Here is a 23,463-nt window from a genome sequence, read left to right as displayed (position 1 = left end):
GCAATTGCGGATGTTTTTTTTTAATACCCGCTCAACGGAATTTCAATCGTATATTTTTTATTTGTTAAGTTTTCTAACTTTCTATCTCTAAGCCATGGATTATGGATTTTTAAAATCTTATAATTAATCCCCTGCTCTTTAGCAAAAGTGGTCAAATCAGTAATCGTACTATCTACTTCAACCTCCCTTGTTGGAATCAACGTGTACAATGCTTCTTTTTTTATGTCGAAACCAAATTTTGAAGGATTTTTCATAATCTCTTTTAAAGCTAAAATTCTAAAAACATAACGAGAGGTTTCTTCAGTAAGAAGTAAATCATAGTAATTTGTCTCTCTTTGAATATCCATTTGCTTATTTACGCCGCCCATTCCGCCGTTATAAGACGCAGCAGCCAAGGTCCAAGAGCCAAACTTAGCTTTAGCGCTTAAGAAGTAACTACAAGCCGCTTGCGTGGCTTTCTCAAGATGGTAACGTTCATCAATGATATCGTTCACTTCCATCCCTCTTTCTTTTGCCGTTTCAGGCATAAATTGCCACACTCCTCTTGCTCCTACTGGCGAAACTGCATTTACGAGTCCGCTTTCAATCACTGCTAGATATTTAAAATCATCAGGAACACCATTTTGTTTTAAAATGGGTTCGATAACAGGAAAAACACGATTGGCTCTTTTTATTGCTAAAATTGTCGATGCATGCAAATTAATATTCACAATCAACTCCCTGTCCAAACGTTCTTTTACATCATCAATTTGCAAAGGTGTTTCTTCAGAAGCAAAATTAGCTTTCGACGGAAAATAATTCACAGGCTCTTCTAGCTTTAATTTTGCGCTCTCTTTAGCATTGTTTGGTACTGCAAAAATCAACAGACCACTTACAAAAATAAAAGCTGCTATTAAAATTACTCTTTCTATCATTTTCATCCTCTTCCTTTTAAATTATTTTACGAAACCTCTTTTTCAGTTTCTTCTAATTGCATTTCTTCTTTATAAGTTCCCATGATAATAGCAGGTAAATTAGTATTTAACCATCGGTATTTATTCAAAATCATTACATGTGTACCACCTTTAACCACAATACAGTCCTTAATGTATTTTATAGGAAAAACATCATCGTTATCACCATGAATATGCACAACAGAGGTATCAACAGCCGTTCTACCCCAAAGAATCACTTCCTCTACTGCCCACTCTAAATAGCGCAAGTCTCTTACTGAGAGGAATTTTTCATATAATTTTAATCGTTTATTCACTTTTTCTCCAAAAGAAAACTTAGCCAAATTCTCTATATTTAAAAGCAAACGCATTGGTAAAAGCTTGTATGCTTTAGTAGACTTAGCAATCTTCATTCTGCGCGGAAACTCCAAGTTACTTTTAGCACTTGAAATAATAATTACTTTTCTAACATTTAAAAAAGCAGCCATTTCTTGCACTAATATCCCTCCAAAAGAAACCCCAATCAAAACAGGGTTATCATGAGTAATCTTTTGAGCAATACGTTTTGCATAATCAGGTAATGTTTCCTTATCTAACGGAATCTCCCACTCTAACAAGTGAACATCAAATTGTTCTTCTGGAAGTTCGATTCGTTCAAAAATAGAAGTACTTGCCGCCAAACCAGGCATAAAATAAACAGCGATTTTACTCATAATAATTATTGAATGTTTTTATAAAAAAGACTTTTTCTTGATACTATTTCTTCCATAAAAATACTTATTTTATCGAGAAACAAACTATTGCTAAAACTAAATTAGGATTAAATTATGAGCCGTCATTTTTAATTCTAAACAAAAACAACTCCTTTTTAAAGTAATAAACAAAGTCCTAAAAATGGTCCTTTAACGAAGCGTTAAAATCATTTGATATTGAAAATCAAATCGATACCTTTGTTAGAACGACATCATTAAAAGACAATATTACAATCTTTTAGTGCCATCCATTTTATTAACACACTTCACAATGTAGCTTAAGTGCCGCATCATTAAAAAAAATTACTTTAAAAATTATTATTTAAACACAAATCTATCGCCAAAAAAAGTCAGATCACCCATAATTAACAGTCATTACTGTTTCACTCCCATTTATTAAATAAATTTTTTGGAACAAAATACCATCATGGAAATTAAAGACAATACTTTTGCAAGACAATTTGAAACAACCTTTGAAGACGGGTTGATTTCAGTAGAATATTCTTTTCAGGAAAAAAAGATTTTCCTCACTAAAATAAACACCCCTGAGGATTTTGAAAACGAAGCTTTCCTCTCTAGCTTTCTAACAGAAATAATGGCTATTGCTATCGAAAAAAAACTTAGAGTAGTACCTATATTACCTAAAATAGTCGTTTTCTTTAAAAAAAATCCCGAATACAAAGAATTATTACCACCTGGAATAAGACTTTAAAAACTACACTTAATCTATTTTAAATAAAAGAAGACCTGACAGTTATCATACTACAGGTCTTCTTTTTATTTTTATCTAAAACTTTTTCTACTTCTCAATCTCTCTCATACTTTCCATTTTCTTATTTGCTAAGAAACCCGTAATATCTTCAAAATGTTCTACTACACGTTTATTTCCAAATTCAAAAACTTTTGTAGCCAGCCCCTCTAAGAAATCCCTATCGTGAGACACTAAAATTAAAGTTCCATCAAAATCACGTAGTGCGTCTTTAATAATGTCTTTAGTTTTCATATCTAAGTGATTTGAAGGCTCATCTAGAATCAACAAGTTAACCGGCTCTAAAAGCAATTTTATCATTGCTAGACGCGTTTTTTCACCTCCTGAAAGTACTTTTACTTTTTTAGTAATATCATCTCCTTGGAACATAAAAGCACCAAGAATATTTTTTATCTGCGTACGCACATCTCCAACAGCAATTCCGTCAATAGTTTCAAATATTGTAGCATTTTCATCTAATAATGACGCTTGATTTTGTGCAAAATATCCTATTTGAGAATTATGTCCTATTTCTAAACTTCCGCTATCAATGCCTATTTCTTTCATGATTGCTTTAATCATGGTCGATTTTCCTTCTCCGTTTTTCCCAACAAAAGCAACTTTTTGTCCTCTTTCGATAACAATATTAGCATCTTTAAAAACAACATGATCTCCATAAGTTTTCCCTAAATCCTTTACAATCACAGGATATTGTCCTGAGCGGGCTGCAGCAGGAAATTTTAATCTTAACGAAGAGTTATCTACCTCATCAACTTGAACAATTACCAATTTTTCTAACATTTTAACGCGGGATTGTACGGCATCTGTTTTAGAAAAAGTTCCTTTAAAACGATCAATAAAAGTTCTATTATCAGCAATCATTTTTTGTTGCTCATCATACGCTTTTTGTTGATGAATACGGCGGTCTTTACGCAATTCTAAGTAATGAGAATATTTAGCTTTATAATCATAAATACGCCCCATGGTAACTTCAATAGTACGATTTGTAATATTATCTACAAACGCTCTATCATGCGAAATTACTACTACCGCTTTTGCTTCATTGATTAAAAACTCTTCTAGCCACTGAATACTTTCAATATCCATGTGATTTGTAGGCTCATCTAGCAAAATCAAATCTGGTTTTTGTAATAAGATTTTAGCCAACTCAATACGCATTCTCCATCCTCCTGAGAATTCAGAAGTTTGGCGCGTAAAATCCTCACGTTCAAAACCCAAACCTGTTAATATTTTCTCTACTTCAGCTTCATAATTTACTTCTTCTACAGCGTAGAATTTCTCGCTTAAATCAGAAACTCTTTCGATTAACTTCATGTACGCATCACTTTCATAATCAGTACGAACAGTTAACTGCTCATTGATTTCGTCAATTTCTGCTTTCATACCTAAGATTTCACCAAAAGCCTTAGAAGTTTCCTCCATAACAGTAGCACCATCTGTAGTTAGTAAATGCTGTGGCAAATAAGCCACTACAGCTTCTTTTGGCGCCGATACATTTCCGGTTGATGGTTTACTTTGTCCTGCAATAATTTTTAGAAGCGTAGATTTTCCCGCTCCATTTTTTCCCATAAGGGCAATTTTATCATTTTCATTTATTGCAAAAGAAACATCGCTAAAAAGCGTAGTACCACCAAACTGTACTGAAACATCGTTAACTGTAATCATTATATTATTGATTTGTAGATTTGGTTACCCAAAGTTTTATCCCGGGTAATTTTTTAAAAGTGCAAAGATAGTTTAAATAGAGAATTAGACAATTTTAATACTGCTTTTGAAATAAGAAGAAAAAACTCGAGAGAAGCCCCCCTTTTAAAATTCAATCTTACCACCTTCATCATTTGACAGTAGCACACTGTATATTTGTCTTGAAATTATAATCAAACAACTAAAGCATGACTATTTTATATCTACACGGTCTTGAAAGTAAACTAAGTCCACAAAAAAAGCTTATTCTAGAACAATACGGCACTATTATAGCACCAGATTTAGACTATAAAGAAAACCCTAATATGATTGAAACACTATATAATGAATATAAAACCCAAAACATCGATATTATCATAGGTAGCAGCATGGGCGGGTTTACAGGTTTTTACCTTTCTAAATTAATGCAAACAAAAACGTTATTATTTAATCCTGCTTTACCCTATAGAACTTCAATTTTACAAAATATTCCTGCTATAGATAAGGAACACGGGCAATTATTACAAATTGTAATTGGGAATCAAGATGACATTATCAAGGCATCAGACAACATTGCGTTTATAATGAAATCACTTCCTTTTAACGCTAACTTTAGACTACATCTTATAATCGAATTAGGACACGGTATTCCTTTGAATATTTTTAAAAACGAGGTCAATTTATTTTTCAACAATCCCTCCTAATTACTTCTTTACAATTGTATTTAATTAAAATAAAAAAGCTTCTAAAACCTTTTCATTAGTCTTTAGAAGCTTTTTTATAAACTATAAATAATTTTATTTTTTATTTATGGTGTTCCAAATATGTGCATTTTTGACACCAATATCTTCTGGATCAAAAACAGGATCTTTTCCCTCTTTCTTTTGCCTTTCATAATCTTTAAGCGCCAATAGAGCAGGCTTCTGTAATAACAGAATCGCAATTATATTGAACCAAGCCATTAATCCCACTCCTAAATCTCCAATATCCCAAGCTAATTTTGCTTGATTGATTGAACCATACATAATCACAACCATCATCACCACTTTTAAAATATGATTATAAATAGGTGAACTTAAGTTTCTTGTTAAATAAGAAATATTTGTTTCAGCAATGTAATAATACGCTAGGATAGTTGTAAAAGCGAAGAAAAACAACGCAATAGCAACAAAGTAAGAACCAAAACCTGGAAAAACGCTGTCCATTGCACTTTGCGTAAATCCTGGCCCTACAGAAACATTTTGCGCTCCATGATATAAAAACTCAGCACCTCCATCAGTTCCAAAACCTGGATTTTGTACATTATACTTTCCTGTGATCAACAACATAAAACCAGTTGCCGAACAAACTAATAAAGTATCAATATAAACCGAAAAAGATTGTACCAAACCTTGCTTGGTAGGATGCGAAACATTGGCAGCAGCTGCAATGTGTGGTGCAGTACCTTGACCCGCTTCGTTAGAATAAATCCCTCTTTTAACTCCCCACTGAATAGCTAGTCCAAAAACAGCTCCAAAACCAGCTTCCATATTAAAAGCACTTCTAAAAACTAAAGAAACAACACCTGGAAGTTGATCATAATCAATAGCTATAATCACCAATACAATCAAAATATAACCGATAGCCATTATAGGCACAACAAACTCTGTGAATTTAGCAATACGTTTAACGCCTCCAAAAACGATAGCACCAAAAATTGCAGCGACAATCAAGCCAGAAACTTTTGTATCCATTTGGAAAGCATTGTTCAACCCATCAGCAACTGAATTTGCTTGAACACCTGGTAATAATAGCCCTGCTGAAATAACAGAAACTATTGCAAATAAGATTCCGAACCACTTGACTCCTAGACCTCTTTCTATATAAAATGCAGGGCCTCCACGGAATTGCCCTAAGTGTTTCTCTTTATAAATTTGTGCTAATGTAGCTTCTACAAATGCAGTACTTGCTCCTAAAAAAGCAACCATCCACATCCAAAACATGGCTCCAGGCCCTCCAAAAGCAATTGCTGTAGCAACACCTGCAATATTCCCAGTACCCACTCTACCTGCCAATGACATGGCTAATGCCTGAAAAGAAGAAACTCCAGACTCAGAGCTTTTACCATCAAATAATAATCGGAACATCTCTCTGATATGGCGTACTTGTAAAAAACGTGTTCTTATAGAAAAATAAAGCCCCGTTCCTAAACACAAAGCAATTAAAGCATTACTCCAAACAATACCATTCAACACTCCAATAATCTCTTCCATAAATTTATTTTAAATTAATAATTATCAAAAAATCAGCAAAAACAACTCTTTGCATCTATTTTTTTATAAAACTATAACATATGAAGACAAAAAACTAGTCAATACACATTTAAAAATATATTTAACGCACTAATAAACCAGAAACAACCTGCCTTAAAAAGAGGTTAATTTTAAATTAAATTCAAAAAATTAAGAAATACTTGAAATTAAACAGCTAAATTTTAAAAAAAACATAGAATAGGGCACAAAAAAAACTGCCCTATTTTTCTATATGACAGTTTAATTTTTTATATAATTATTTTAGAATAAAGAAAAAATACTATTCTTTTCTCCATTTTTTAGTTTCTTCAAACACATGTTCTAAAATAGCTGCTTCTTGTTCATCAAAATCAACATTACGACGGCTCATTACTATTTTTGCCGTTTGAAATGCTTTTTTAGTGATGTAAGTCGAAAATCCCGAAGCGCCACCCCAAGAAAAACTTGGAACAAAATTACGAGGAAAACCACTTCCAAAAATATTAGCACTCACTCCAACAACAGTTCCGGTATTAAACATGGTATTGATTCCGCATTTACTATGATCACCCATCATTAAACCACAAAACTGTAATCCAGTTTTAGCAAATCCTTCGGTTTCGTAACTCCATAATTTCACCTCTTCGTAATTGTTCTTAAGATTAGAATTATTACTGTCAGCACCAATATTACACCACTCCCCTAAAACAGAATTCCCTAAAAAACCATCGTGTCCTTTATTCGAAAAAGCCGAAATAACCGAATTATTCACTTCTCCTCCTACTCTAGAATGCGGACCAACAGTTGTTGCTCCATATATTTTTGTAGCTAGTTTTACAACAGCGTGATCACAAAGTGCAAAAGGACCACGTATTACAGAACCTTCCATAATCTCAGCATCATTACCTATATATATAGGTCCAGTTGACGCGTTCAAAGTAACAAATTCTAATTTAGCACCCGCTTCTATAAAAATATTCTCTGGTGAAATTACATTTACCGACTTAGGAATAGGTTGCGAGACGCGATCAGCCGTTATAAATTCAAAATCCTGATGAATAGCATCACTGTTTTTAGAAAAAATATCTGATGGATGGTTTATTGTAATTACCTCACCTTCGAATTCTATAATTTCATAGTCATCAAAATCCACTTGCTCTTGCTCATCATTAGAGAAAAAAGCAACTACTTCCTCCCCTTTAAAAATTGCTTGTCTTTCTTGTAAGTCGGTTATTAAATCTACTAACTCTGTCGTAGGTAAAAATGAAGCATTGATCATCACATTTTGTTCCAACTCAACCATAGGGTATTTGTCAGACAAATATTCCTCGGTTAAAGTAGTGGTTGTGGACCCAAGGTGCATTTCCCATTTTTGACGAATAGTAACGATACCAATTAAAATATCAGCAACAGGTTTAGTAAAAGTAAAAGGCAATAGCGCATTACGAGATGGACCATCAAAAAGTATATAATTCATTTTAGCGTTTTTCAAAGTTACAAAAAAGCAAAGTTACAAAGTTTTTGATTGGTATGCTTTAGAAGACAAACGCAATTAAAATGTTTCTAAGTATATTCTTTAATTTTAAAAGTCAACACAAATTACAAGAACTCCATACAGATTAAACTATTTTTAAAAAAGGCAATCTTAGTCTAAATATTATAGAACTATTAAACAACAACGTTGAAGTAGTTAATCCCAAAAAAACATTTTAATTTAAAAAAAACAAAAAAAACGACACTAATAATTACTTCTACTAAATAAAAAAGCCTCGCAAATTGCGAGGCTTTCGGTATTTTGAAAACAAGTTAAATTATTTAACGTGTTTAGCGTATTTAGTTTTGAACTTGTCAATACGTCCTGCAGTATCGATAAGTTTGTTTTTACCTGTGTAAAAAGGGTGAGAAGTTCTAGAGATCTCCATTTTTACAACTGGATATTCTACACCTTCGTGTACAATAGTTTCTCTTGTTTCTGCTGTAGATTTAGTAACAAAAACATCCTCGTTTGACATGTCTTTAAAAGCAACTAATCTGTAATTTTCTGGGTGTACACCTTTTTTCATCTTGTAATTCTTTTTTATTTGTTTGGTTATAACTCCTCTTGAAGCTTTCCTTGTTAAAGGGAAAGGTATAAATTCATTATAACTTTTTGTTTTATTCTGTTATTTTGAGTTTGCAAATTTACAATTATTTTTCAATAAACAATTCGTTGACCGCTTTTTTTTATAAAATAGTAAAAATATTTTTTATCCCTACTATGTATTATGGAATTACTATCTTTGCAGATTAATGTAAAACCTTATAGATATGATCAGTCCAATTATTAAAAGAAACGGCGCAAGCTATGGAGTTGTAACAGGAATCATCTTATCATTAATTACTGCAACCATCTATTCCATTGATGTCAAATTGTTTCTCTCATTCTGGACAACTTTATTAAGTTTAACTGGCTTTATAATAATTACTGCAATCTTATTGATGCAAACTAAGAAACAATTAAGCAACCAACTTTCCTTTAAAGAAGCATTTACAACGTATTTTATCTGTTCTTTGGTAGGTATTGTTATATTTGCTGGTTTCAAGGTTCTTTTATATAATGTTATCGATCCAAGTATAAAAGACACCTTATTAGAGCTTACTATAAAATACTTAAAAGACACTTCGAATAATTATGGAGTAAGCGCAAGCACATTAAACGAAATGATTACAAATTTAAGAAAAAATGATCCTTTCTCTATAACTGAACAACTTAAAGGAGGATTTACTAATTTATTTTTTGCTTGTATCTTTGGATTAATCATGGCTCTTATATTTAAATCAAAAAACACATTACAAGATAACTAATGAATTTATCTATCCTTATTCCACTTCTTAACGAAGAAGAGTCTTTACAAGAATTATACACTTGGATTATAAAAGTGATGCAGACTAACAACTACACTTATGAAGTTATCTTTCTTGATGACGGAAGCAGTGACAAATCGTGGTCTATCATTACTCAATTTGCTGCCGAAAACAAAAATGTAAAAGGCATACGTTTTATGAGAAACTTTGGTAAATCACAAGCTTTACATGCTGGATTTGCTAAAGCTCAAGGTGACGTTATTATTACCATGGATGCTGATTTACAAGATAGTCCTGAAGAAATTCCGGGACTTTACAATATGATTACAACCGAGGATTATGATTTAGTTTCAGGATGGAAAAAGAAACGCTACGACTCTGTTGTGGCAAAAAACTTGCCTTCTAAATTATTTAACTGGGCTGCTAGAAAAACATCTGGCGTACAGTTAAATGACTTTAATTGTGGGTTAAAAGCATACAAGAATATCGTTGTAAAAAACGTTGAAGTGTCTGGCGAAATGCACCGCTATATCCCCGTTCTAGCAAAAAATGCCGGTTTTGGAAAAATAGGCGAAAAAGTAGTACAACACCAAGCGAGAAAATATGGAGAAACTAAATTTGGAATGGAACGTTTCATTAATGGTTTCTTAGATTTAATTACGATTTGGTTTCTATCTCGTTTTGGAAAAAGACCAATGCATTTATTTGGCGCCATGGGATCCGTAATGTTTATCATTGGTTTCTTGCTAGCTGGATATATAGGAGTTTCAAAACTATACCACATGTACAACAACATGCGTTATAATTTAGTGACTGACAATCCGTGGTTTTTTATTGCCTTGACAACAATGGTACTAGGGACGCAATTATTTTTGGCAGGATTTCTTGGCGAAATTATTTTGCGTACTAAAAACAACGAAGAGCGCTATAAAATCTCAAGCGAGGTTAATTTGTAATTTCCCCTAGCCCTGATAGCAGCGGCATCCTTTTTAGCTTGTTTTTGTCAAGATAAAAAGATAGAGCGAATAGCAGGAAAAAGCTCCTTAAAAAGTAGATATAATTAACTGATAATAAATAGACATATGGATATCAAGCAAAATATTTTAGATGCAGTAAATGAGTGGTTAACACCTTCGTTTGACGTAAAAACACAGGAAGACGTAAAAACATTACTTGCATCATCACCTAAAGAACTAGAGGAGAGTTTTTATAAAAACCTTGAATTTGGAACCGGCGGAATGCGCGGTGTAATGGGCGTAGGAAACAACCGAATCAATAAATATACGCTTGGAAAAAGCACGCAAGGCCTTTCTAATTATTTAAAAACGGCTTTCCCAAACCAGCCATTGAAAGCTGCTATTGCATATGACTGCCGTAAAAACAGTGATACACTTGCAAAAACGGTTGCTGATGTATTTTCGGCAAATGGTATTGAAGTTTATTTGTTTTCAGAACTAAGACCTACTCCTGAATTGTCATTTGCAGTGAAACATTTAGGATGTCAATGCGGAATCGTTCTTACAGCCTCACATAATCCACCGGAATACAACGGTTATAAAGTATACTGGCAAGATGGTGGACAAATTGTACCACCAGAAGACAAAGGAATCATTGATGTAATTGAAAATTTAAATTACAGCGAAATCAAGTTTGATGCTAATGAAGCTTTGATCCATTATATTGATAAAGATATCGATGAAGCATTTATAGCATCATCTATAAAAAATGCCAGTTTTAATACTGCAAAAGAATCGAAAGAGAATTTGAATATCGTTTTTACGTCATTGCACGGAACTTCGATCACTATAATTCCTGAAACTTTAGCTCAAGCTGGATATACTAATGTACATATTGTACCAGAACAAGCGGTTCCTAATGGGGAATTCCCAACAGTAAAATCACCTAATCCTGAAGAACCAGAAGCATTAACTATGGCGCTAGCCCTAGCTGATAAAACAAATGCAGATATTGTAGTAGGAACCGACCCTGACTGCGATCGTTTAGGAGTTGCTGTACGTGATAATAATGGCAAAATGACCTTATTGAACGGAAATCAAACAATGGTCCTAATGACTGCTTTTTTACTCGAACAATGGAAAAAGGCAGGTAAAATAAACGGAAATCAGTTTGTAGGTTCTACTATTGTTTCTACTCCTATGATGATGGAATTAGCAACTAATTATGATGTAGAATGCAAAGTGGGTTTAACTGGATTTAAATGGATTGCTAAAATGATTAAGGACTTTCCAGAGCTACAATTTATAGGTGGTGGAGAGGAAAGTTTTGGATTTATGGTAGGTGATGCCGTGCGTGATAAGGATGCTGTTGCAGCTACCTTATTAGTGTGTGAAATTGCTGCTCAGGCTAAAGCCAATGGAAGTACGGTTTATAAAGAACTTATAAAACTATATATAGACAACGGTTTCTACAAAGAGCATTTGATTTCGATTACTAAAAAAGGAATGGAAGGATTACAACAAATCACTCAAATGATGATTGATTTACGCGAAAACCCATTAAAAGAAATAAATGGAGAGCGCGTAATTATGGTTGAAGATTACCAATCATCGGTTGCTAAAAATTTGTTAGACGGAACACAATCAGAAATGACAATTCCGAAATCAAACGTGCTTATTTATTACACTGAAGATGGCTCAAAAATATGTGCTAGACCAAGTGGAACAGAACCAAAAATAAAATTCTACATCAGTGTTAATACAACTCTTGACAATGTTGAAGATTTTGAAGCTGTTCAAGAAGTGCTAGACGATAAAATAAAAAACATCATTGCTTCAATGCAATTGAATTAATAGCTTTAATTCAACTATAAACTACAAGACCCGACTGCTTTTTAAAAAACAGTCGGGTCTTAATTATACTTATCACAATGAATAATTTTAAAAGAATATTCTCTTTTATCGTTCCGTATAAAAAATACGCTTACTTAAACATCTTTTTTAATGTATTGTACGCGCTATTTAGCACCCTTTCCTTCATGTCATTGATCCCTATGATGCAGGTTTTATTTGACCAAACAAAAAGAAACACAGTTAAACCAGTTTACACTGAAATCTGGAAACTAAAAACTTATGCAGAAAACTACATTAGCTACTTCATTACACACGCTACAGATACTTACGGAGTAGGATATACGCTATCAGTAATGGTAGCATTAATCATAACGATCTTTTTATTGAAAAATTTAAGTGATTATCTTGCCATGTTTTTCATTACCTTTTTACGAAACGGTATCTTGAGAGACATGCGTAATGCGATGTACAAAAAAACATTAGAATTACCTTTAGCTTTTTTCTCAGAAAAAAGAAAAGGAGATGTAATTGCAAGAATATCAGCTGATGTCAATGAGGTACAAACTTCTTTTTTATCCATTTTAGAACTAGTTGTAAAAGAGCCATTAACTATTGTATTTACGATACTTTTCATGCTTTCTATAAGTCCGCAATTAACGTTATTTGTATTCATTTTTATTCCGGTTTCAGGATATATAATTTCACTTATCGGAAAACAATTAAAAAGAAAATCAACACAAGCACAGGAAGAACAAGGTATCTTTTTATCAACGATAGAAGAAACGCTTGGTGGCTTAAAAGTGGTTAAAGGATACAACTCCGAAAATTATTTCAATACAATCTTCGGGCAATCAACACAACGATTTTTTAAATTATCAAATACTATAGGTAACCGCCAAAACTTAGCTTCTCCAATGAGTGAATTTATGGGAATAATGGTTATTGCCATCTTATTATGGTACGGAGGAAACATGGTCTTGATCGAAAAGACATTAAATGGCGCTTCGTTTATTGCTTATATGGGACTAGCTTATAACATTCTTACTCCTGCAAAATCAATCTCTAAAGCATTCTATAGTGTAAAAAGAGGAAATGCTGCAGCAGAAAGAGTTTTAGAAATTCTAGACCAGCAAAACCCGATTACTTCTAAACTTGAAGCCGATTATAAAACAACTTTCGATTCTAATATATCTATTAAAAACATCAACTTTAAATATGAAGATGAAATTGTTTTAAAGGATTTTTCTTTACAAGTAAAAAAAGGACAAACCGTTGCGCTTGTGGGACAATCTGGAAGCGGAAAAAGTACTATTGCTAATTTACTAACTCGTTTTTATGATGTAAATGATGGAACAATCTCCATTGATGGCATCAATATTAAAGACATCAACCTACAATCATTGCGTGGTTTAATGGGTTTAGTGACTCAAGACAGTATTTTATTCAATGACACCATTAAAGCTAATATTGCCTTAGGAAAACTAGACGCTACAGACGAAGAAATAATAGAAGCGCTCAAAATTGCTAATGCTTACGAATTTGTAAAAGAATTGCCTTTAGGAATCAATACTAACATAGGAGATAGCGGAAACAAACTTTCTGGTGGACAAAAACAACGTTTATCGATTGCTCGAGCTGTACTAAAAAACCCTCCTATTATGATCTTAGATGAAGCCACGTCAGCATTAGATACAGAAAGCGAAAAATTTGTTCAGGTTGCCTTAGAAAACATGATGCAAAACAGAACTTCAATTGTAATTGCGCACCGTTTATCGACTATTCAAAAAGCAGATATTATTGTTGTTATGCAAAAAGGAAAAATTGTAGAACAAGGATCACATGAAGAATTAATAACCCTTAACGGAACCTATAATAAACTGGTTACAATGCAGTCCTTTGAATCTTAATTTTAGTAATTTTACATTCTCAAATTAAGAACTATGTACCTCAGTAATCCGGATATAAAGTTACCTGAAGATCCAGACACCATTGTTTGGAAATACTTGGATTTATCTAAATTTCTAGACCTTTTAATGTCTAAAAAATTATTTATGTCACGATCAGATAAATTCGAAGATCAGTACGAAGGTACCTTTAGCGAACCTACTTTTGAGGAGATAAAAAAACTATCTATAGACAATCCAGATTTTTTAAAATATTACAAGACACATCGTGAAAAAGTAGCTATTAGCAGTTGGCATATCAACGAATACGAATCATTTGCGATGTGGCAAATATTTACACAAAACAGTGAGGGACTGGCCATCCAATCAACCATAGGTAGATTACAAAAAGCTTTGAATCCAGAAAATAACTACACTCAATATATTGGAGAAGTAAACTATATTGATTACAAAAAAGAATACATTCCGTTTGACGATATGTTTTTTCCTTTTTTGTTTAAACGGAAAAGTTTTCAGTACGAGAGAGAAGTCCGCATCATATCTGACGTAAAAGAAAATAAGATTACATTAAATGATGGGCTAAAAATTAATGTTGATATTGATCAATTAATTGAAAAAATCTACATTCATCCCAAATCAGAAAACTGGTATAAAAACCTAGTCATTCAATTAGTAGCGCAACTAGGATTTGATTTTAAAATCGAAAAGTCTGATTTAGAAAGTGATATCTTGATTTAAAAAAAGATTAAATAGGCATGTAAGAAGCTACTTTCCACTCTGAATTAGATAAGTCGATATAGTTATAATGCAACACATCGTTTTTATCAAATTGTCCGTTTTTATTGGTATCTTCTACAGTTCTAAAATACAATCTATTTGTAGATTCAATTAAACTCCAGTCAATTAATTCTTGAAGATCAGCCGATACTTTTGTAAAACGATCACCGCTAATATCACTTAAATACAGTGCCTTAATATCACTAGAATCTAACTTACCATCTCTATTTGTATCTACATCATACATCGTATAAACCATAACTTGCTTACCAGCTCGATCAGAAACTGATTTTAAATAAGTCGCTGTTTGTATCAAAGCAGGTTTATCAGTTAATGGTCTAATAGAATCAGAACCTATTTTTTGAAACTTTATATTTTGTAAATAACCTGTAATTTCATTTTCTCCATAGTTAGAGATTGTAAAACTTAAGTCAATTACACTAGACGAACCATACCTTGATTTCGTTCCTCTTTCATAAACTCTAAGATCAGCAATAGGATGTATTAAATAATTTGTGCCTTCCATTTGTATTGGCAAATCTGCTATCGAAACTTGTGCAGAATCTACCTTTGTAACTCCTTTAGCTTTATTGGTAGCATCATAAATCACTTTAGGCTTTTCTACTTCTTTCTTGCAGCTTGCTAAAAATAAAATAGAAATACTAAACAATACTATATGTAATCTTTTCATAAGGATGTAATATTAAAATAAATTCAAATGTAATCAATTTTAAAAACGGATTCATCATTTAACAGCAATTTATGTACTTAAAACACCCATAAAACACTACAGACAATTCCAAAACTGCTATAATTTAGCGCTCAACTTGATATTAAAAACTCTAGTAGTCATGTAATTGGGTATTGCGTATTCGTTTTTAGAATATACATCCCTTACAAACGTATTCGTAATTGCATTTTGATTATTAAAAAGATTAAAAATTTCGAATCCTAAGGCCAACTCTTTAAAATTTTTAAAAAGAGTACTATTTGGTTTCAAATTAGCACCATCAATAAATACTTTAGAGAAACCAACATCCACTCTACGATAATCATTTAGTCGGTTTTGATACAAATAAGGATCAGCATAAGCAGGAGAACCGCCAGGCAAACCAGTATTATAAACCATATTTAAATATAACTTAACACTAGGAATATTAGGCATATAATCTTGAAATAAAGCACCAAATTTCAATCTTTGATCTGTAGGGCGTGCGATAAAACCACGATCAGCACTATTTTCTTCTGTTTTTAAATAACCAAAACTAAACCAAGATTCAGTACCTGGCACAAATGCACCGTTCAATCTGATATCTATACCTTGTGCGTATGCTTTTGCATTGTTAGATGCTGCATATCGTATTCTAACATTATCAATGGTATAAGTATTTACATCTGTCAAGGTTTTATAATACACCTCAGATATTAATTTAAAAGGGCGTGACCACATTTTAAAACTGTAGTCATTACTTAAAACAATATGAATGGATTGCTGTGCTTTTACATTTGGCTGCACTACCCCATCTGCAGCACGTAACTCTCTATAAAACGGCGGCTGATGGTACACACCTCCCGAAATTTTAAATACCATATCCTTTTCCCAATCTGGTTTTATGGCAAACTGGGCTCTGGGACTAAATACAAACTGATTATCACCATTGATAGCATTACCTGAAACTTGCCAATTATGAAAACGCATTCCAGCATTATACCATATTTCACTATTACCTATACTGCTTTTTTTACTCCATTGTATATATCCAGAAAAACGGTTTATATTATTAAAGTTTTTAGCACGAATGTTTTGATATGGCGCAAGTGGTCCTGAGTAAATCGTGTAAGGTTCGTCTTTTTTTAAAAAATCTAAATCAGGGGCACTAACCGAGAAACCAGCCGAATCAATTACCTCCCATTCAATTATGCGATCTCTAATTGACTCCCTAGTATATTTTACTCCCCACTCAAGCACATTATCATTCCAATCATGAATTCCTTTCAATTCAATATTCGCAATCAAAGCATCCAGATCATTGCGTGCATGACTATATTGTGAACCAATTCCTGCCGTATAATTTACATCACCATACGTATCCGAACCAATATTAGCATCTACATTACCCAAACGGTACTGCGCCAAAATATCAAAATGCTCTTGCTCTTGCGTATGAAATAAGGATGTAATTAGTTTTAAAGTAAAATTTTCGGTTGGTTTATAAGTAGTTTTTAAAGCACCAAAATACGTATCGTATTTATCTTTTTCCTGCCCTTCATAAAAAACCGAAAGCGTGATAGGATTATCAATTGTACCAAATTTTGTTTGCTTTGTTAACGGACTATAATCATACTTATTTTGAGAAATATTTCCTAAAAAACTCCACTGCCATTTGGCGGAAGCCTTATAATTTATATTTGTTTGAATATCTACAAATGAGGGCGTGTAATTCGTTTCGGTATCTTGACTATTTACTAATAAACTATTATTTCTATAACGGACACCTGTAATTGCAGACCATTTTTTATTTTTAGAAACAGCATCAATCGCTAGGCTTCCGCCAAGAAAACTCGCCTCCATTGTTGCCGCAAAATTCGTAGGTACTCTATAAGTAATATCTAAAACAGATGATAGCTTATCGCCAAATTTAGCTTGGAAACCACCCGCAGAAAAATCAACATTTTTCACTAAATCGGTATTAGTAAAACTCAACCCCTCTTGCTGACCAGACCGAATTAAAAAAGGACGATACACTTCAATTTCGTTAACATAAACTAGATTTTCATCATAATTCCCACCACGAACAGCATATTGAGTACTTAATTCATTATTAGAGTTTACTCCCGCTAATGTTTTTAAAATATTTTCGATTCCAGCATTAGCACCAGGAATTTTCCGAATCATTTCAGGAGAAATAGTTGTTACCCCTGTCGTATTCCTCTTTTCGTTAGTGGTCACAATCACTTCGCCCATTTGCTCCTGTTGATCATTCATGAATAAATTAAACTCATACTGTTCATTTGTCTTTAAACTCAAAGAAACAGTGATTTTCTTTAAAGAGATATGAGTAAAAATTAAAGTAATTTTTTTATTTGCAGGAACAAGCAAAGTATAATATCCGTTCTCATTTGTTTGCGTAACCAAGTCTGATGCCGTAACATTCACATCACTAACAGCAAGGTTATTTTTATCTAAAACAATCCCTTTTACCCTAGCAGTTTGGGCAAAAACAGGCATCATTGCCCAAAATAAAACTAAAACAAAAAAAAGTTTATTGGTATTCAAGTTTTTCTATTATTATTGTTGACTTCTAAAAAAATGTGTCTCAAAGGTACTTGAATTCCCTACATTATCAATTACAATCACTTTTAAATCATTTGCTCCTTCAGCAACTATTCCGTCACTAAAATCATGGGTGATTTTTCGGGTTTTATAATCATATTCAAATAAAATCCAATTTCCATTTAAATAACCGTTGTACGATTTTAAACCGGATCCGCTATCACTTATACTAAGTTGGATTGTTTTTTGTTTGCTAATCCACTTCCCTTCTACACTACTCGTAATTGCAATTGAAGGCGGTGTAGTATCAGTAGCTAATTTAAACTTACCTAAAGTCCTTACTTTTGCCGAAAAAACATTGCCTTTAACCCAAGTATAATTGTAACCAACTCTGCCTCTACTGTCTATATCAGCAATAAATACTTTTTCTTTTTGCTCGTCAGTATAGGAATCATCAGTAATAGAAATCGTAAAATTAGATTGCACTGGAATGGCATCATCACCCATATACAAGGTATTTCCTTTTACATTAAAATTCATATCAAAATCATCGTAAAAAGTTCCTGCAGGTAAAAACACACTCATATTGTCTTTTGTAAAAATATTATCCTTCGCTACTTTTACAAAATAATCTGAATGCACAACTTCTTTCTCGACGATAGGATTTGTTAAATCATAAGTTATAGGAACCGTAATTACATTTAAGTTTCCAAAAAAATCAGAAACTTCAATACGATACACCGAAGCTAAATTAGGTTTAACATCAATAACTCCGTTAGTCGCATCTGTTTTAATAATACTTAAAGGATACGGCGTTTTCATAAATAATTTTTGAACGCGTTGGTAGGTTTGCTTGTATTTTGGATAATCAATCAATGCGTTAATATAACGCATTTCATCAAAAGAGTAAGTATCTAATTGATATCCAAAACTTTCTTTACCATTTAAATAAGTCTGTACTTTATAAACCCCATTTTTATTATAGGAAACATTATCATAATCTTCGGCTGTAATTCCGAAACCAATTTTTCCATTTGCCTTCACGCTAGTTGCTAAATAAGTACCATCTTTTTGCAAAGAAAGACTCAACAATAATGGTCTTTTAGATTGATTAACTACGGTTTGATCTTCAACAGGATAGACATACAATGCAGAAATTAAAGGCTTTTTAGTATCCCTAATTTCTTTATCAAAACCAAACAACAAAGGATTAATAATTTTTTCTGTTTGGCTGTCTCTAAACTCAAAATGAAGGTGCGGACCTTGAGAAGAACCTGTATTTCCTGAAAAAGCAATTACCTGACCTTTACGAACTGGCAACTCATGAGGTTTTAAAAATAACTCAATTTCAAAAGCCTTCTCCTTATAATAAGCTTTGTGAATATAATCTAAAATTTCAGCGTTAGCATTTTGCAAATGACAATATACTGATGTGTATCCATTAGGGTGTGTTATGTAAATTGCTTTACCGTTTCCGTAAGGGGACATCTTAATCCTAGACACATAACCATCTGCGACAGCATGAACCTCTAGTCCTTCACGTTGTAAAGTTTTAAAATCAAAACCAGTATGAAAATGATTGGGACGTAGCTCCCCAAAATTACCCGATAACTGAACAGGAACATCTAGAGGCAGTCTAAAATAATCCTTAGGATAGTTATTTTGTGCGAAAATACTAGTGGAAAGCACTAAAAAAAAAGTCAAAAATCTCATCATATACATTTTTGCTAAGGTAAAAAAAGTAATTCGTTTAACTTTATAAAAAAACACTTTTCGTAATCAATTACTAGACAATAGTTTGACTATTTTAGAATAAAAAAACGAATAAAATATTGTAATAATAAAAACTAATACTAAATTTGTAATATTAAGTAATGAAAAGGAAATATAATGAGTGTAATTGTAGAAATAATTGATACTCTTGAAAATAAAATTGAAAAACTCATATTAAAAATAAAAAGTTTAGATAAAAGCAATCAAGAAATAAAGGTCGAATTAACAAAATCTGCAGCTATCATACAATCTCAATCAAATGAAATTGAAGCACTTAAAGCGCAATATGAAACACTAAAAATTGCCAACTCATTACTAGGCAGTGACGATAATAAAAGAGATACAAAGCTTAAAATAAATTCATTAATTCGTGAAATTGATTATTGTATAGCACAACTTTCAGATTAACAAAGTATGGACGAAAAGCTTAAAATTAAAATATCAATCGCAGACAGAGTATACCCATTAACAGTGGATTTTGCTCAAGAAGAAGGACTCAGGAGTGCTTCTAAAAAGATTGATGTGATGATGAAACAATTTGAAGAAAATTACGCTGTTCGTGACAAGCAAGATGTTTTAGCCATGTGTGCGCTACAATTTGCTTCTCAAGTAGAACAAAAACAAATAGATAATGCAATCAATGGAGATGAGACTATTGAAAGAATTAAAAAATTGAATGCGCTTTTAGATCAATATCTCGACAATTAAACGTTCTTTACAGAAACTAAGATACTGCCTACATTAGTTCATATTTGGTAAACTCAACACTAACATTTTAGAATGGGCGAATCATCACTACTAAAGCATGCCACGCTCCGGCGAGGAAACTTGAACAGTGAGTTAGCTCAAAACTTGTCTTTTCGAGTTTATACAACAAGACTAATGTAGGCTTTTTTTATATATAAATTTTAAACAAACCATGGACATATTAACGATCATTTCAGGAATTATAGGTATTATTGTCGGTTTTGGGATAGCCAAAATCATTGAAAAAAGCAACATCTCTAATTTAATTAAGAACGCAAAAAAAGAAGCTTCCTCTATCTTAAAAGATGCTAAAGTTGAAGCCGAAAACATAAAAAAGGATAAAATCCTTCAAGCGAAAGAAAAATTTATTGAACTTAAATCGGAACACGAACAAGTAATTCTTTCTAGAGATAAGAAAGTTGCTGAAGTAGAAAAAAGAATTAGAGACAAAGAATCCCAAATTTCTAACGAATTATCTAAAACTAAAAAAGTTAACGATGATTTTATTAGCAAGACTAACGATTTTAACGCTAAAATTGACGTTTTAGATAAAAGACAAATTGAAGTAGACAAATTACATCAAAGTCAATTACAGCAATTAGAAGTAATTTCAGGGCTATCTGCTGAAGAAGCTAAAAATCAATTAGTAGAGGGACTAAAAGCCGAAGCTAAATCTAAAGCAATGTCTCATATTCAAGATACTATTGAAGAGGCTAAGCTTACTGCGCAACAAGAAGCCAAAAAAATCATCATTAACACGATCCAGAGAGTTGGAACAGAAGAAGCAGTGGAAAATTGCGTATCTGTATTTAATATAGAATCTGATGATGTTAAAGGTAGAATTATTGGTCGTGAAGGTAGAAACATTCGCGCATTAGAAGCTGCAACTGGAGTTGAAATCATTGTTGATGATACACCTGAGGCAATTATTCTTTCTTGTTTTGACCCAGTACGTAGAGAAATAGCACGTTTAGCTTTACACAAGTTAGTAACTGATGGACGTATCCATCCTGCACGTATTGAAGAAGTAGTTGCTAAGACTACAAAACAAATTGACGATGAAATTATTGAAGTAGGAAAGCGTACGGTTATTGACTTAGGAATTCACGGTTTGCACCCAGAATTAATTAAAGTTGTAGGACGTATGAAATACCGTTCTTCTTACGGACAAAACTTATTGCAACACTCGCGCGAAGTATCTAAACTTTGTGGAATCATGGCAGCTGAACTTGGATTGAACGTAAAATTAGCTAAGAGAGCTGGATTATTACACGATATAGGAAAAGTTCCAGATGCAGAAAGTGATTTACCTCACGCATTATTAGGAATGCAATGGGCTGAGAAATATGGTGAAAAAGAAGAAGTTTGCAACGCTATTGGAGCGCATCATGATGAGATAGAAATGAAATCATTATTATCTCCTATTGTTCAAGTTTGTGATGCAATATCAGGAGCTAGACCAGGCGCAAGACGTCAGGTATTAGACTCTTACATACAACGTTTAAAAGATCTTGAAGAAGTAGCTTACGGATTCACAGGAGTAAAAAATGCTTATGCTATTCAAGCAGGTAGAGAGCTACGTGTAATCGTTGAAAGCGAAAAAGTATCTGATGATAATGCCGCAAATCTGTCTTTTGAAATTTCACAAAAAATTCAAACAGAGATGACGTATCCAGGTCAAGTTAAAGTAACTGTAATTAGAGAAACTAGAGCGGTGAATATCGCTAAATAAAACTTTATTCAAATAGAGATTAAAATATAAAAGCACTTCAGTTAAACTGAGGTGCTTTTTTTTGTGAATAGCATAATTTAACACCTCTTCAGTATACCACATGTTATTTATAAAAAAGAACATTTTAAGATACAGAACGGAATCAGTATTACATCTTAATTAAGCTAGATGCGACAACAACTAAGCCGAACTATATACTGCTTTTTTGGTAAAAAAAACGAACTGAACACTATTTTCTAGGATGAAACTCATTAACTACTTTAGCCAAAAATTTTCGATCTAAGTGTACATAGATCTCTGTTGTTGTTATAGACTCATGCCCTAACATTAATTGAATAGAACGTAAATCAGCACCGTTCTCTAACAAATGAGTAGCAAAAGAATGACGAAAAGTATGTGGGCTAATTTTTTTTCTTAATTCAACTTTTACAGCTAGGTTTTTAATTATAGTAAAAATCATTGCTCTTGTTAATTGCCCCCCTCTTCTATTTAAAAACAAGGTATCCTCAAAACCTTTCTTTATGTTGACATGTAATCTAATTCCGTTCTTATAGAATCCAATATATTTTTGAGCCAAATCACCTATGGGAACAAAACGTTGTTTATTTCCTTTGCCAGTGACTTTTAAAAACCCCTCTTCAAAGTACAAATCAGATATCTTTAACTCCACCAATTCTGACACGCGTAATCCACAACCATACAAAGTTTCTAACATAGCACGATTACGTTCGCCCTCATTTGTAGCTAAATCTATCGCACTGATAAGCGAATCAATTTCAATGACAGATAATGTATCTGGTAATTTTCTAGCCATACGCGGAGTTTCAATAAGTTCAAGCGGATTATCTTCTCGAAAATCTTCAAAAATAAGATAGCTAAAAAAGCTTTTTAACCCCGAAATAATCCGGGCTTGGGATCGTGCATTCACCTGACTAGAGACTGCATAAATAAATTGCTGTATCGTTTCCTCTTCAATTTTTATTGGTGAAACTTCAATATTATTTTGATCTAAAAACAAACGCAAACGTTCTATATCAAAAGAATAGTTTTCAATAGTATTCTTTGACAGGCCTCGTTCTATTTTTAAATAGGATTGAAAATTTTTAATATAAGTACTCCAATTCATAGTACAAATTAACGCATTTTAAACACATAAAAAAACCTCCCATTTGGGAGGTTTTAAATATTTAAATCTA

The 23,463-nt window shown here is 32.6% G+C and carries 20 protein-coding genes; 10 read left to right on the top strand and 10 right to left on the bottom strand.

What is annotated here, in order from left to right:
- Positions 1 to 20: 20 nt before the first annotated feature.
- Both HNP99_RS08250 and HNP99_RS08245 read right to left on the bottom strand, forming a co-directional pair.
- Positions 21 to 920 (bottom strand): lytic transglycosylase domain-containing protein, encoded by a 900-nt coding sequence (locus HNP99_RS08250; RefSeq protein ID WP_173852896.1) that lies wholly within the window; start codon positions 918 to 920, stop codon positions 21 to 23.
- Between the two features lie 20 nt (positions 921 to 940).
- Positions 941 to 1,645 carry an alpha/beta hydrolase gene (locus tag HNP99_RS08245; RefSeq protein ID WP_173852895.1) on the bottom strand — a complete coding sequence of 235 codons (705 nt, stop codon included), beginning with the start codon at positions 1,643 to 1,645 and terminating at the stop codon, positions 941 to 943.
- Positions 1,646 to 2,111: 466 nt separating this feature from the next.
- On the opposite strand from HNP99_RS08245, the gene HNP99_RS08240 reads away from it, so the two are divergent.
- On the top strand, positions 2,112 to 2,396 hold the full coding sequence (locus HNP99_RS08240) for a GNAT family N-acetyltransferase (protein WP_173852992.1): 285 nt from the start codon (positions 2,112 to 2,114) through the stop codon (positions 2,394 to 2,396).
- Between the two features lie 87 nt (positions 2,397 to 2,483).
- On the opposite strand, the gene HNP99_RS08235 is transcribed toward HNP99_RS08240, so the two are convergent.
- Positions 2,484 to 4,118: an ABC-F family ATP-binding cassette domain-containing protein gene (locus HNP99_RS08235; RefSeq protein ID WP_173852894.1), complete on the bottom strand. Its 1,635-nt coding sequence runs from the start codon at positions 4,116 to 4,118 to the stop codon at positions 2,484 to 2,486.
- A gap of 227 nt (positions 4,119 to 4,345) precedes the next feature.
- On the opposite strand from HNP99_RS08235, the gene HNP99_RS08230 reads away from it, so the two are divergent.
- Positions 4,346 to 4,840 (top strand): YqiA/YcfP family alpha/beta fold hydrolase, encoded by a 495-nt coding sequence (locus HNP99_RS08230; RefSeq protein WP_173852893.1) that lies wholly within the window; start codon positions 4,346 to 4,348, stop codon positions 4,838 to 4,840.
- Between the two features lie 93 nt (positions 4,841 to 4,933).
- Here HNP99_RS08230 and HNP99_RS08225 read toward each other — a convergent pair whose 3' ends face one another.
- The 3 genes from HNP99_RS08225 to HNP99_RS08215 all read right to left on the bottom strand — a co-directional run bounded on the left by HNP99_RS08225 (position 4,934) and on the right by HNP99_RS08215 (position 8,469).
- Positions 4,934 to 6,388 (bottom strand): alanine/glycine:cation symporter family protein, encoded by a 1,455-nt coding sequence (locus tag HNP99_RS08225; protein WP_173852892.1) that lies wholly within the window; start codon positions 6,386 to 6,388, stop codon positions 4,934 to 4,936.
- Positions 6,389 to 6,707: 319 nt separating this feature from the next.
- Entirely contained in the window at positions 6,708 to 7,883 is a 1,176-nt protein-coding gene (locus HNP99_RS08220) for a GlmU family protein (RefSeq protein WP_173852891.1), read from the bottom strand.
- Between the two features lie 334 nt (positions 7,884 to 8,217).
- Positions 8,218 to 8,469 (bottom strand): type B 50S ribosomal protein L31, encoded by a 252-nt coding sequence (locus HNP99_RS08215; protein WP_173852890.1) that lies wholly within the window; start codon positions 8,467 to 8,469, stop codon positions 8,218 to 8,220.
- A gap of 244 nt (positions 8,470 to 8,713) precedes the next feature.
- Here HNP99_RS08215 and HNP99_RS08210 point away from each other — a divergent pair, with 244 nt between their 5' ends.
- The 5 genes from HNP99_RS08210 (at position 8,714) to HNP99_RS08190 (ending at position 14,702) form a co-directional block, all read left to right on the top strand.
- On the top strand, positions 8,714 to 9,250 hold the full coding sequence (locus tag HNP99_RS08210; protein WP_173852889.1) for a DUF4199 domain-containing protein: 537 nt from the start codon (positions 8,714 to 8,716) through the stop codon (positions 9,248 to 9,250).
- A complete protein-coding gene (locus HNP99_RS08205; protein ID WP_173852888.1) occupies positions 9,250 to 10,206 on the top strand; it encodes a glycosyltransferase family 2 protein in 957 nt (318 codons plus the stop codon). Before HNP99_RS08210 ends, HNP99_RS08205 begins: the two co-directional genes overlap by 1 nt.
- Positions 10,207 to 10,332: 126 nt before the next feature.
- Entirely contained in the window at positions 10,333 to 12,060 is a 1,728-nt protein-coding gene (locus tag HNP99_RS08200) for a phospho-sugar mutase (RefSeq protein WP_173852887.1), read from the top strand.
- Between the two features lie 77 nt (positions 12,061 to 12,137).
- Positions 12,138 to 13,967: an ABC transporter ATP-binding protein gene (locus tag HNP99_RS08195; protein ID WP_173852886.1), complete on the top strand. Its 1,830-nt coding sequence runs from the start codon at positions 12,138 to 12,140 to the stop codon at positions 13,965 to 13,967.
- Between the two features lie 33 nt (positions 13,968 to 14,000).
- Positions 14,001 to 14,702, top strand: a complete 702-nt coding sequence (locus tag HNP99_RS08190; protein WP_173852885.1) for a DUF2971 domain-containing protein — start codon at positions 14,001 to 14,003, stop codon at positions 14,700 to 14,702.
- A gap of 7 nt (positions 14,703 to 14,709) precedes the next feature.
- On the opposite strand, the gene HNP99_RS08185 is transcribed toward HNP99_RS08190, so the two are convergent.
- From HNP99_RS08185 to HNP99_RS08175, 3 genes are all read right to left on the bottom strand, one after another.
- Complete coding sequence (locus HNP99_RS08185; protein WP_173852884.1) at positions 14,710 to 15,432, bottom strand: CREC-EF hand family protein; 723 nt, start codon at positions 15,430 to 15,432, stop codon at positions 14,710 to 14,712.
- A 117-nt stretch (positions 15,433 to 15,549) separates the two neighbouring features.
- Positions 15,550 to 17,973, bottom strand: a complete 2,424-nt coding sequence (locus tag HNP99_RS08180; RefSeq protein ID WP_173852991.1) for a TonB-dependent receptor — start codon at positions 17,971 to 17,973, stop codon at positions 15,550 to 15,552.
- A gap of 57 nt (positions 17,974 to 18,030) precedes the next feature.
- Positions 18,031 to 19,728, bottom strand: coding sequence for a M23 family metallopeptidase (locus HNP99_RS08175; protein WP_173852883.1), 1,698 nt, complete (start codon positions 19,726 to 19,728; stop codon positions 18,031 to 18,033).
- Between the two features lie 177 nt (positions 19,729 to 19,905).
- Between HNP99_RS08175 and HNP99_RS08170 the strand changes: the two genes are divergently transcribed.
- From HNP99_RS08170 to rny, 3 genes are all read left to right on the top strand, one after another.
- The gene (locus tag HNP99_RS08170; RefSeq protein WP_173852882.1) at positions 19,906 to 20,196 is read left to right on the top strand and encodes a hypothetical protein; all 291 of its coding nucleotides are present in this window, start codon (positions 19,906 to 19,908) and stop codon (positions 20,194 to 20,196) included.
- Positions 20,197 to 20,202: 6 nt separating this feature from the next.
- Complete coding sequence (locus HNP99_RS08165) at positions 20,203 to 20,496, top strand: cell division protein ZapA (protein WP_173852881.1); 294 nt, start codon at positions 20,203 to 20,205, stop codon at positions 20,494 to 20,496.
- Positions 20,497 to 20,707: 211 nt separating this feature from the next.
- Positions 20,708 to 22,267, top strand: a complete 1,560-nt coding sequence (gene rny / locus HNP99_RS08160; RefSeq protein ID WP_173852880.1) for a ribonuclease Y — start codon at positions 20,708 to 20,710, stop codon at positions 22,265 to 22,267.
- A gap of 229 nt (positions 22,268 to 22,496) precedes the next feature.
- On the opposite strand, the gene xerD is transcribed toward rny, so the two are convergent.
- Complete coding sequence (xerD, locus tag HNP99_RS08155) at positions 22,497 to 23,393, bottom strand: site-specific tyrosine recombinase XerD (protein WP_173852879.1); 897 nt, start codon at positions 23,391 to 23,393, stop codon at positions 22,497 to 22,499.
- Positions 23,394 to 23,463: the final 70 nt, after the last annotated feature.

It is taken from the genome of Flavobacterium gelidicaeli, assembly GCF_013294005.1.
GTDB lineage: Bacteria > Bacteroidota > Bacteroidia > Flavobacteriales > Flavobacteriaceae > Flavobacterium.
Note: the sequence above shows the minus strand (reverse complement) of the source record. Positions and strands in the feature narration are given on the sequence as shown.

Coding starts and splice junctions, on each gene's coding strand:
- HNP99_RS08245 (WP_173852895.1), bottom strand. CDS start 1,645: ATGAGTAAAATCGCTGTTTATTTTATGCCTGGTTTGGCGGCAAGTACT.
- HNP99_RS08190 (WP_173852885.1), top strand. CDS start 14,001: ATGTACCTCAGTAATCCGGATATAAAGTTACCTGAAGATCCAGACACC.
- HNP99_RS08250 (WP_173852896.1), bottom strand. CDS start 920: ATGAAAATGATAGAAAGAGTAATTTTAATAGCAGCTTTTATTTTTGTA.
- HNP99_RS08170 (WP_173852882.1), top strand. CDS start 19,906: ATGAGTGTAATTGTAGAAATAATTGATACTCTTGAAAATAAAATTGAA.
- HNP99_RS08235 (WP_173852894.1), bottom strand. CDS start 4,118: ATGATTACAGTTAACGATGTTTCAGTACAGTTTGGTGGTACTACGCTT.
- HNP99_RS08225 (WP_173852892.1), bottom strand. CDS start 6,388: ATGGAAGAGATTATTGGAGTGTTGAATGGTATTGTTTGGAGTAATGCT.
- HNP99_RS08200 (WP_173852887.1), top strand. CDS start 10,333: ATGGATATCAAGCAAAATATTTTAGATGCAGTAAATGAGTGGTTAACA.
- HNP99_RS08210 (WP_173852889.1), top strand. CDS start 8,714: ATGATCAGTCCAATTATTAAAAGAAACGGCGCAAGCTATGGAGTTGTA.
- HNP99_RS08220 (WP_173852891.1), bottom strand. CDS start 7,883: ATGAATTATATACTTTTTGATGGTCCATCTCGTAATGCGCTATTGCCT.
- rny (WP_173852880.1), top strand. CDS start 20,708: ATGGACATATTAACGATCATTTCAGGAATTATAGGTATTATTGTCGGT.
- HNP99_RS08230 (WP_173852893.1), top strand. CDS start 4,346: ATGACTATTTTATATCTACACGGTCTTGAAAGTAAACTAAGTCCACAA.
- HNP99_RS08175 (WP_173852883.1), bottom strand. CDS start 19,728: ATGAGATTTTTGACTTTTTTTTTAGTGCTTTCCACTAGTATTTTCGCA.
- HNP99_RS08165 (WP_173852881.1), top strand. CDS start 20,203: ATGGACGAAAAGCTTAAAATTAAAATATCAATCGCAGACAGAGTATAC.
- xerD (WP_173852879.1), bottom strand. CDS start 23,393: ATGAATTGGAGTACTTATATTAAAAATTTTCAATCCTATTTAAAAATA.
- HNP99_RS08215 (WP_173852890.1), bottom strand. CDS start 8,469: ATGAAAAAAGGTGTACACCCAGAAAATTACAGATTAGTTGCTTTTAAA.
- HNP99_RS08185 (WP_173852884.1), bottom strand. CDS start 15,432: ATGAAAAGATTACATATAGTATTGTTTAGTATTTCTATTTTATTTTTA.
- HNP99_RS08240 (WP_173852992.1), top strand. CDS start 2,112: ATGGAAATTAAAGACAATACTTTTGCAAGACAATTTGAAACAACCTTT.
- HNP99_RS08180 (WP_173852991.1), bottom strand. CDS start 17,973: ATGATGCCTGTTTTTGCCCAAACTGCTAGGGTAAAAGGGATTGTTTTA.
- HNP99_RS08195 (WP_173852886.1), top strand. CDS start 12,138: ATGAATAATTTTAAAAGAATATTCTCTTTTATCGTTCCGTATAAAAAA.
- HNP99_RS08205 (WP_173852888.1), top strand. CDS start 9,250: ATGAATTTATCTATCCTTATTCCACTTCTTAACGAAGAAGAGTCTTTA.